Annotated in this window: 12 protein-coding genes and 1 pseudogene; all 13 read left to right on the top strand. The window is 60.0% G+C overall.

What is annotated here, in order from left to right:
• Window positions 1–186: 186 nt before the first annotated feature.
• A pseudogene (locus tag B5F80_RS05890) lies at window positions 187–675 on the top strand (autotransporter outer membrane beta-barrel domain-containing protein); the annotation flags it as partial.
• Between the two features lie 6 nt (window positions 676–681).
• Window positions 682–1116 (top strand): hypothetical protein, encoded by a 435-nt coding sequence (locus B5F80_RS05885; protein ID WP_087477893.1) that lies wholly within the window; start codon window positions 682–684, stop codon window positions 1114–1116.
• A gap of 108 nt (window positions 1117–1224) precedes the next feature.
• Entirely contained in the window at window positions 1225–1602 is a 378-nt protein-coding gene (locus tag B5F80_RS05880) for a LysR family transcriptional regulator (RefSeq protein ID WP_087477892.1), read from the top strand.
• A 1-nt stretch (window position 1603) separates the two neighbouring features.
• Complete coding sequence (locus B5F80_RS05875) at window positions 1604–2623, top strand: molybdopterin-binding protein (protein ID WP_087477891.1); 1020 nt, start codon at window positions 1604–1606, stop codon at window positions 2621–2623.
• 8 nt (window positions 2624–2631) lie between these two features.
• The gene (moaC, locus tag B5F80_RS05870; RefSeq protein ID WP_087477890.1) at window positions 2632–3123 is read left to right on the top strand and encodes a cyclic pyranopterin monophosphate synthase MoaC; all 492 of its coding nucleotides are present in this window, start codon (window positions 2632–2634) and stop codon (window positions 3121–3123) included.
• On the top strand, window positions 3120–4085 hold the full coding sequence (gene moaA, locus B5F80_RS05865; protein ID WP_087477889.1) for a GTP 3',8-cyclase MoaA: 966 nt from the start codon (window positions 3120–3122) through the stop codon (window positions 4083–4085). Before moaC ends, moaA begins: the two co-directional genes overlap by 4 nt.
• 1 nt (window position 4086) lies before the next feature.
• Window positions 4087–5019, top strand: a complete 933-nt coding sequence (locus tag B5F80_RS05860) for an MOSC domain-containing protein (RefSeq protein ID WP_087477888.1) — start codon at window positions 4087–4089, stop codon at window positions 5017–5019.
• A gap of 30 nt (window positions 5020–5049) precedes the next feature.
• Window positions 5050–5883 (top strand): molybdate ABC transporter substrate-binding protein, encoded by an 834-nt coding sequence (gene modA, locus B5F80_RS05855; RefSeq protein WP_087477887.1) that lies wholly within the window; start codon window positions 5050–5052, stop codon window positions 5881–5883.
• Window positions 5884–5886: 3 nt separating this feature from the next.
• Window positions 5887–6558, top strand: a complete 672-nt coding sequence (gene modB, locus B5F80_RS05850) for a molybdate ABC transporter permease subunit (RefSeq protein WP_087477886.1) — start codon at window positions 5887–5889, stop codon at window positions 6556–6558.
• Complete coding sequence (locus tag B5F80_RS05845; protein ID WP_087477885.1) at window positions 6555–7577, top strand: ATP-binding cassette domain-containing protein; 1023 nt, start codon at window positions 6555–6557, stop codon at window positions 7575–7577. The genes modB and B5F80_RS05845 overlap by 4 nt, the downstream gene beginning before the upstream one ends.
• A gap of 25 nt (window positions 7578–7602) precedes the next feature.
• Window positions 7603–8691: an XdhC/CoxI family protein gene (locus B5F80_RS05840; RefSeq protein ID WP_087477884.1), complete on the top strand. Its 1089-nt coding sequence runs from the start codon at window positions 7603–7605 to the stop codon at window positions 8689–8691.
• Window positions 8666–9433, top strand: a complete 768-nt coding sequence (yqeC, locus tag B5F80_RS05835) for a selenium cofactor biosynthesis protein YqeC (RefSeq protein ID WP_087477883.1) — start codon at window positions 8666–8668, stop codon at window positions 9431–9433. Before B5F80_RS05840 ends, yqeC begins: the two co-directional genes overlap by 26 nt.
• Window positions 9418–10020 carry a nucleotidyltransferase family protein gene (locus B5F80_RS05830; protein ID WP_087477882.1) on the top strand — a complete coding sequence of 201 codons (603 nt, stop codon included), beginning with the start codon at window positions 9418–9420 and terminating at the stop codon, window positions 10018–10020. The genes yqeC and B5F80_RS05830 overlap by 16 nt, the downstream gene beginning before the upstream one ends.
• Window positions 10021–10047: the final 27 nt, after the last annotated feature.

Here is a 10047-nt window from a genome sequence, read left to right as displayed (position 1 = left end):
ATCTTCTGCGGATTGAATGTCATATTCTTGAAACAGTTGTTGAATAATGCTGCGTTTTCCTTCGGTCATAATGACCTTATGTACCGGTTTCTTTTCTCTTGCCATGATAGTAAGCCTCCTATGATTTAGATTGTATCATAGAAGACCTATACCTGGCAGTTATTTACAGAAAAAGCTTCACATAGTCGAACCCTCGGCGAAAAAGTAACCGGCGACTACAGCAACTTCGTGTACTCGGCCAGCGCCGAATACGGCCGTAAGAAAGACCTGGGCAACAACTGGTACATCGAGCCTCAGGCCCAAATCCAGTACGCTCATGTCACCGATGCCGACTACACGACGAGCCAGGATACGCACGTCCAACTCGATGCTATCGACAGCTTGATTGGCCGCGTCGGTTTCCGCCTCGGTAAGGACGTCGGCGAAAAGAGCACCTTCTATATCAAGGCCGACGTGCTCCACGAATTCCTCGGGGATCAGGATATTGAAGCCCGTGATGCGACAGGGTATCTCGATACGACCTATGAAAACGAAGGTACCTGGTACGACGTAGGCCTTGGCTTCTCTCATCAGTTCAGCAAGGGGACCTACATGTTCCTGGATATGGAAAAGACCTTCGGCAATGACAACGAAGACACGTATCAGTTCAACGTCGGCATGAACTGGAAGGTCTAAGGAGCGGTGGAACGGGAAGCAAAATGCCCGGTCTGCGGCAAGGTCTTTACGGCCCACCGCGCGACGGAGCGGTACTGCAGCGCGGCCTGCCGGCGTTACGCCTACCGCCATCGGGACGAAGCGCCGCCGTCTCAGCGAGCCGGAGGAAAGACGCTGCGCTCCTTCCGCTGCATCCGCTGCGGCAAGTGGGTCGTCGTGACGCAAGGAGCGGATAAGCGGAGAAAATTCTGCTCGCCCCATTGCGAGCGGCTGTACTGGAAGCATTCTAAAAACGTGGAGTCCCAGCCCGTACAGCACGCCTTCCGATGCCGGAACTGCGGCGTTCTTGTGGAAATACGGGACGCCAAGGACAGGCGGACGGCATTCTGCAGCGCCGACTGCCGCAAGCAATGGTTTTCCCTGCATCGGAAAGCCGTCGCGCATCACAGCATAAAAGAATAGAGCAGTGTAGAAAACGCCCGGACAAGTTGATTGTCCGGGCGTTTTCGTTTATACTGGGTATAGAATCCGATATTCGTATGCGAGAATAACGATAAGGAGAGTCTTACGATGGAAGAGAGCGAATTGCACTGCAAGGTGACGGTGCGCATACTGGCCGATAAAAAGGCCTTCGGCCCCGGCGTGGCGGCCTTGCTGCGGGGCGTGCGGGACTGCCGTTCCTTACAAGGGGCGGCGCGGCAGATGGATATGTCCTATTCCAAGGCCTGGACGGTCATCCGCGAGGCCGAGCGCATCTGGGGCTTTCCACTGACGGAATGCCGCGTCGGCGGCAAGCGCGGCGGCGGGTCGGTCCTGACGGCTCAGGGCGAAGCGGTGCTGCGGCGGTACGACGACATGGAGGAAGCGGTCAAAGCCGTGGCGGCGGAACAGTTCGACCGCTTTTTCAGCCGCGAAGAACTGGAAAAGATAAAAGCAGGCGAGGTGTAATATGAAGAAAATCAAGACAGAAGAGGCCGTAGGCCACGTATTGTGCCACGACATTACGCAGATCATAAAAGGCGTGTCCAAGGGGCCCGTATTCCGCAAGGGCCATATCATTCGGGAGGAAGATATTCCCGTGCTGCTGTCTGTCGGCAAGGAGCACGTATATATATGGGAGTGCGACGACTCGACGCTTCATGAAAACGATGCGGCGGCCATCCTGCGGGACATTTCCCTGGGCGCGAACATGCATGCCACGGAAGCGAAGGAAGGGAAAATCGAGCTTATCGCCGACCGCAACGGCCTGCTTACGATTCGCCGGCAGGGCTTGCAGGCCGTCAATTCCTTAGGTGAAATGATGATTGCCTCGCGCCACGGCGGCTTTGCCGTCAAACAAGGCGACGTACTGGCAGGGATGCGGGTCATTCCCCTGGTCATCTCCAAGGCGAAGATGGAAGCGGCGAAGGAAGCGGCTGGAACGGAGCCGTTGTTCAACGTATTGCCTTTTACGGCTAAGACGGCCGGCGTCGTCACGACGGGCAGCGAAGTGTTTAAGGGCCGCATTGCCGATACGTTTACGCCGGTCATCGAAGACAAGCTGGCCGAGTACGGCATCGCCGTGACGCAGCACGTCACGCTGGCCGACGAGCCGGCGGCCATTACGGCGGCGATTCAGGATATGCTGGCACAGGGCGTCGATATGGTGTTCTGCACGGGCGGCATGAGCGTCGACCCCGACGACCAGACGCCGCTGGCTATCAAGAACACGGGGGCGCGCATCGTGTCGTACGGCGCGCCGGTGCTGCCGGGGGCGATGTTTTTGCTGGCCTATACGGACGACAGCCGTCCCATTGCCGGCCTGCCGGGCTGCGTCATGTACAGCAAGCGGACGATTTTTGACCTGGTTCTGCCGTCGCTGGCGGCCGGCGTGGAAGTTAAGGCAGACGAGCTGACGCGCCTCGGCGAAGGCGGCCTGTGTCTGAACTGCCCCGTATGTACCTTCCCGAACTGCGGCTTTGGGAAATAGGAGGAGCTATGGAACATTTTACTCATATAGACGATAAGGGAAAGGCCGTCATGGTCGACGTGAGCGGCAAGGCGGCGACGGCGCGGGCAGCGACGGCTGCCGGGCGCATCGTCATGAGCCGGGAATGCTACGAGGCGGTGACGGCCGGAGACATCGCCAAGGGAGACGTCCTCGGCACGGCTCGCATCGCCGGCATCATGGGGGCGAAGCGGACGAGCGAGCTCATCCCCCTGTGCCATATACTGAATTTGAGCAAATGCGCCGTCGATTTCATCTTTCACGACGAAGAAGGAGCCATCGAATGCCGCTGCACCGTCAAATGCCAGGGGCAGACGGGCGTGGAAATGGAAGCCCTGACGGGCGCGTCGGCGGCTCTGCTTACGATATACGATATGTGCAAGGCCGTCGATAAGCGGATGGTGATTAGGGATATTCATTTGCTGGAAAAAATCGGCGGCAAAAGCGGATATTTTTCTTTTGACGGACAGGACGCGGTATGATAGATACATTTGGACGCCGTATCGACTACCTGCGCATTTCGATTACGGACCGCTGCAACATGCGCTGCCGTTACTGCATGCCCGACGGCATATCCTCTGTGGGACATGGAGATGTCCTGCATTATGAAGAAATCATGGAAATCTGCCGGGCGGCCCTGCGCGTCGGCATTACGAAGTTCAAGGTCACAGGCGGCGAGCCCTTCGTTCGCAAAGGAGCCGTCGGCTTTATACGGGAGCTGCGGAGCTTGCCGGGCGTTGAGTCCGTGACGGTGACGACGAACGGCTGGCTCTTGGCGCAGGTAGTGCCGGAGCTGCGGCGCATCGGCGTAAACGGCGTGAACATCAGCCTGGACAGCCTGAACAGGGTCCAGTACCGGGCTATTACGGGCGTCGACGCCCTGCCTGAGGTGCTGCAGGCGCTTCGGCAGTGCGCGGCGTCGGGCTTGCCGACAAAGATCAACGCCGTCCTGCTGGCCGAGACGAAGGAGCAGCTTGCGCCCCTGACCCGTTTGGCAGAAGAGCTGCCGGTGGACGTGCGGTTTATCGAGCTCATGCCCATCGGCTGCGGCGCATACCAGCAGGGCGGCAGCGCCGACGAGGCCTTGGCGGTCCTGCGCGGCGCTTATCCCGATTTAGCGCCCCTGTCAGTTCGGCGGGGCAACGGCCCGGCAGCGTATTACGCCAGCCGCAGGCTGAAAGGATATATTGGGATGATCGCGGCCAATTCGCACGTCTTCTGCCGACAGTGCAACCGCCTGCGGCTGACGAGCACAGGATTTTTAAAGCCCTGCCTCTGCTACGACAACGGTGTGGATTTACGGGCTGTCGTCCGCTCCGGCCAAGGGGAAGGCTTGCTGGCGCAGGCCATAGAGCAGGCCATACTCCGCAAACCGGCCCGGCATTGCTTTGGACAGGGTCAGGCTGTGACGGAACGGAAGGCTATGAATGAAATTGGAGGCTAGTATGGGAATTGTAAGAGCTGTTTGTACGAGCAAGGTCAAGGGGACGCAGAAGCGGCCGGAGCCCTTTGTCCGTTGTCTTGTGAATTGGGGGATTGAAGGCGACGCCCACGGCGGCCCTTGGCACCGTCAGGTAAGTTTGTTGTCTCTGGAAAAAATAGAAGAATTCCGCCGCCGCGGCGCGCCTGTATCGTACGGCGATTTCGGCGAGAATATCGTCGCCGAAGGCATTGATTTTTCGTCTCTGCCTGTAGGCACGCTGTTTCGATGCGGCGACGTCTTGCTGGAAATGACCCAGATCGGCAAGGAATGCCATAGCCACTGCGCCATTTATCAGGCCGTGGGCGACTGCATCATGCCTCGTGAGGGCGTCTTCGCCCGGGTGCTGGAAGGCGGCGTCATCCGTCCTGGCGACGAAATCGTCGTGGAACCGCGGCGGGGAAAGAGGCCCTATCAGGCGGCGGTGATTACCTTGTCCGATAAGGGCAGCCGCGGCGAGCGCAAGGACGAAAGCGGCCCTGTCGTCGCCGAAGCGCTGCGGCAGCGGGGCTACGACGTCGTAGAGGAGCTGCTGCTGCCCGACGGCATGGAGCCTCTCAAAAAGGAATTGATGCGGTTGGCCGACCAGCGGCAGCTGGATTTGATTTTGACGACAGGCGGCACGGGATTCGGGCCGCGCGACATGACGCCCGAAGGGACTCTCGCTGTGGCGACGCGGCAGGCTCCGGGCATCGCCGAGGCTATGCGGGCCGCATCCCTGGCCGTGACGAAGCGGTCCATGCTTTCCCGGGCTGTCAGCGTCATTCGCGGCAAGACCCTTATCGTCAACCTGCCGGGCAGCCCCAAGGCCTGCCGGGAATGTATGGACGTTTTTTTAGATACGATTCCTCATGGACTGGATTTGCTCCGCGGCGACGGCGGCGACTGCGCCCGATGAGGCCGGGAGCGTAATGGAAAGGATGGCTGTATGATGAAGTGGAAACGCGCGTTGGGCGTCGCGCTGCTGCTTGCGGGCATGGCCGTACTGGCCGGCTGCGGCGGGCAAAACGGAGCGGAGCATGGGAAGACAATGCTCACCGTCTTTGCGGCGGCCAGCATGACTGAGACGATGAACGAAATCGCTAAGGCGTATCAGCAGGAGCATCCCGATGTAGAAATCGTCTATAATTTTGACTCCTCAGGGACGCTGAAGCATCAGATTCAAAACGGCGCGGCCTGCGACGTATTCATTTCGGCGGCCCAGAAGCAGATGGACCAGCTCGATGCGTCGAAGGATGAACGGGCTAATCCGGAACGGCTGGATTTTGTGCTTCCGGGGACGCGGATTGATTTGCTGGAAAACAAGGTCGTTTTAGCGACGCCGGAGGGAAATCCAAAGCAGATTGCCAGCTTCGACGACATGGCGCAGAAGCTTGAAGACGGCTCCATCCGCCTGGTCATGGGCAACAGCGACGTGCCCGTAGGCCAGTATACACAGAAGATATTGGCTTATTACGGGCTAGACGAACAGGCTATTGCTGAGCAGGGCCGTATCACGTACGGTTCGAACGTCAAGGAAGTCACGACGCAGGTCAAGGAAGGCAGCGCCGACTGCGGCGTCATTTACGGTACCGACGCCTACAGCGCCGGCTTGAAGCCCGTCGGCGAAGCGACGAAGGACATGTGCGGGCAGGTCGTCTATCCGGCGGCCGTATTGAAGACCAGCGCCCATCAGGATGCGGCTAAGGCTTTCCTCACCTATCTTCAGGGCGAAAAGGCTATGGCCGTCTTTGAAGATGTCGGCTTCAGCAGGGCAGGGTAAGGCATGGACTGGTATCCCCTTTGGAACAGCCTGCGCATCGCCGCGATTTCGTCGGTCCTCGTCTTTTTCTGCGGCATCGCCGCCGCCTACTATGTGGCGAAAGCGCCGCGCCTCGTCAAGGGCGTCCTCGACGTAGTCCTGACGCTGCCCCTGGTCCTGCCGCCGACGGTATGCGGCTGGCTCCTGCTGCTGGTATTCGGCCTGCGCCATCCCGTCGGCATGTTCCTGTACGATATAGGTTTTCCCTTGGTCATGACCTGGTACGGCGGCGTCGCGGCTTCGGCTGTCGTCGCCTTTCCCCTCATGTACCGGACGGCCCGCGGCGCCTTTGAAAGTTTTGACGAGACACTGGCCTGGAGCGGGCAGACCCTGGGATTATCTAATACGTATATTTTTTGGCGCATCCGCATGCCCTATTGCAAGCAGGGTATTTTGGCCGGCCTCGTCCTGGCCTTTGCCCGGGCGCTGGGGGAATACGGCGCGACGAGCATGCTCATCGGCTATATTCCCAAGAACACGGCGACGATATCGACGACGGTGTATCAGTTGTGGCGGACGAACGACGAGTACGGCGCCTTCATCTGGGTTCTCGTCAACATCGCGATCAGCGCCGCCGTCCTGGTGACGGTCAGCCTGATGGAACGGAAACGCCGCCGGAAGGAGGTTTGGTCGTGATAGACGTGCAGTGTTATAAACGGCTCGGTCAGTTTTGCCTGGACGTGGAATTTCAGGCCTGCGGCGTGCTGGGCCTGCTGGGGCCGTCGGGAAGCGGCAAGAGCAAGACCTTGCAGTGCATCGCCGGCATCGAGCGTCCCGACCGGGGGCGCATCGCCGTCGGGAAGCGCGTCTTTTTCGACGGGGAAACGGGCGTAAATCTGGCGGTGCAGGAGCGGCGCGTCGGCTATTTGTTTCAGCATTACGCCTTATTCCCCAATATGACGGCGGCCGAAAATATCGCCTGCGGCGTCCGCCGGCATGTCGGCCGGAGCGAACGGCGTCCCATCGTCGCGGCGATGATGGAGCGGCTCGGCTTGACGGGACTGGAACACCATAAGCCGTCCCAGCTGTCGGGAGGGCAGCAGCAGCGCGTGGCCCTGGCCCGCATATTGGTCAACGAGCCGGATATTCTGCTGCTGGACGAGCCCTTCAGCGCCTTGGATGACGCCTTGAAGGAACAGGTCATGGCAGAACTGACCGGCGTGCTGCGCCAATTCGACAAGGATGTCGTCGTCGTAACCCACAGCTACGAAGAAGCGTACCGCCTGTGCCGCACCATCGCCGTCCTCCATGACGGGCGCATCGACATCATCGGCGAGCGGGACGCTGTATTCGCCCAACCCCAATCGAAGACGGCGGCGTCCCTCATGGGTTGCCGCAACATCGCGCCAGCCCGGAAAACGGGGCGGAGGACTGTCTTCGTGCCGTCGTGGAACTGCGAATTTACGGCGGCCTGCGACGTGAAGGATGAATTATGCGCCGTCGGCATCCGGGAGCGTTCGTTCAGCCCAGCCGTGCCCGTCAATTCGCACGCCGTTTCGATTACAGAAGAGACGAAGCTGTCCTTTGGGACCTTGGTCGCCTTTCGCTGCGACGGCCAGAGGCCCGACGCGCCGCCCCTCGTCTGGCTGGCCGAAGGCGGGCGCGCCGATACGTTGGGCGTGCGGCCTGAGGATATATTGCTGTTATACCGATAAGGACTATGCGGAAAGGATAGGATATATGGACGACGTATTTCTGAGATTGGAAGAAGAACTCCGCGCCGGCCGGCCGGCGGCGCTGCTGACGGTAGTGGAAAGTCACGGCGCGACGCCCCGCGGCGCCGGCAGCCGCCAGCTCGTATTGACTTCCGGCGATACGGTGGGGACGATTGGCGGCGGCATTGGCGAGTATAAGGCCTGCGAGGCGGCGAGACAGGTCTTGCAGGACGGCGTTTCCACGCTGCTGGCATATGATTTAAGCCCCGGCGCGGCGGCAGATATGGGGGCCGTGTGCGGCGGTACGGTTACGGTCTTTTGCCAGTACATCGGGCCCGAGGCGGCGGCCTGTATCAGCGCCATCGCCGAATATGGCCGAAACCGCAGGCCCTATCTGCTCCTGTGCGATATGACGGAGCCTGCGCAGTGGGCCATGGCCGTCGCCGGGCCGGAGACGATATGCTGCGGCGATGAACAGCATATGGCGGATTTGCAGCTTTTTTTGCAGAAAAGTGGGAATGCATCGACCTATAAGCCACAGTTAATATCCTATGGTGGGAAATTACTGTATGCCGAGTCCTTCTTCCCAGCCAGCCGGGCCTTTATCTTCGGCGGCGGCCACGTAGCCTGCGCCCTGGTTCCCCTATTAGCCCGCGTTGGCTTTTCCTGCGTCGTCGTAGACGACCGGGAAGACTTTGCCAATGCCGAACGGTTTCCCGACGCCGAGTCCGTCGTCGTCGCCGACTTGGAGCACCTGCCGGATTTCCACATCGGTGAAGATGATTACGTCTGCATCATGACGAGGGGCCATGTAGGCGACTACGTCGTAGAGCGGCAGATATTGCCGCTGCGGCCTCAGTACATCGGGGTCATCGGCAGCCGAAATAAGCTGCATTTCGTGCGGGAAAAGCTGCTGGCCGACGGCTTTGCAGCAGAAGAAATAGATAATACGTACGGCCCCATCGGCCTTCCCATCTCTGCGGCGACGCCGGAGGAAATCGCCGTCAGCATTGCAGCGGAGCTCATCGCTGTCAGGGCGCGGCGGGAAGGTCGGGAAAAGGCCGACGCGAAGAAGTGGAGGGCCGCCGATGTGCCGCATATTCGCCTGCCGTAACGGGGCGGCTGAAGAGATGCCGTCGCTGCGGCAGGGATTGGCATATGGCTGTTCGTCCTTGGCGCAGAAGAAAAAAACCGTCGTCGCCTTTACCGGCTCAGGCGGCAAGACGACATGGATCTATCGGCTGGCTGAGGAGCTGCGCCGGCAGGGCAAACGAGTCGCCATAGCGACGACGACCCATATGTACGAGCCGCCGTCGGAACTACTGGCTGACGATACCGAGACGGTGAAATCGCTGCTGGAAGGGCAAGGCTTCGCAGTCGTCGGCCGTCGAGACGGCCGGGGTAAGATTGGCTACGGCGGCGATGCTCTCTTTGCTGTATGCCGGACCTTAGCCGACGTCGTCCTCGTCGAAGCCGACGGGTCGCGGCGGCAGCCGCTGAAATGCTTCGGTCCGCACGAGCCGGTTATTCCGCCGCGTACTGATTGCATCGTCCATGTGGCGGGATTGTCTGCCTTGAGCCGTCCTCTGGACGAGGTCTGTTTCCGCTGGGAACGAAGCCGATGGGCTCGACGGCAAGTCGTTACGGACGACGTATTTGCCGCCGTCGTCACTTCGTGTTTGGCAGCCTTGCGCCGAAATTGGAAGGTGCCGGTCGTACCTGTTTTCAATCAGGCCGATGGTGAAGCGGTCCGGCTGGGGGGACAGGCTTTGCTGCGCCGCCTGGACGAGCCCATAGGGCTGACGACTTTTTTCGATATAGAGGAACGGGGGGACATACGGTGCATATCGCATTGATTTACATGGCGTCGGGCTTCAGCCGACGCTTTGGCGGCAATAAGCTGCTGGCTCCGCTGGCTGGAATCCCCCTGTATCGCCATGGCTTTGACCAGCTGCAGGACGCAGCGCGGCGTATCGAATCGGCCTTGTCGTGCTCGTGCCGCCTATACGTCGTCTGCCAGTATGACGAAATTCTGTCGTGGTGCCGGGCTCATGATGCGATTGCCGTAAAAAATGCAGCTGCCGGGGAAGGCATGGCTGCATCCGTCCGCCTGGGAGTGGAGGCGTCTGCCGCCGCCGATGCCTGGGCCTTTTTCGCCGCCGACCAGCCCTTTCTTTCCGATGAGACCATAAGCGATTTCGTCGTGCAATATGCGCAGTCGGGATGCGGTATAGGCTGCGCCGTATCGGGAAGCCGCCGCGGCAGTCCGGCGATTTTTTCGCATGCCTATAAGGACGAGCTGCTGGCCCTGCAAGGCGATAGAGGCGGCAGGGCGATACTGGCGGCATACGAGGACGACCTGTGGCAGTTCGCCGTGCCGGAAGGCGAACTTTGCGACATCGATACGAGAGACGACTGGGAAGCGGCGAGAAGACGGTTATAAAAAAGCGCTTGGATTAGAAAATCCGGC

Origin of the sequence: Megasphaera sp. An286, from assembly GCF_002163455.1 — a bacterium.
In the GTDB taxonomy this organism is placed as follows: domain Bacteria; phylum Bacillota; class Negativicutes; order Veillonellales; family Megasphaeraceae; genus Megasphaera; species Megasphaera stantonii.
Note: the sequence above shows the minus strand (reverse complement) of the source record. Positions and strands in the feature narration are given on the sequence as shown.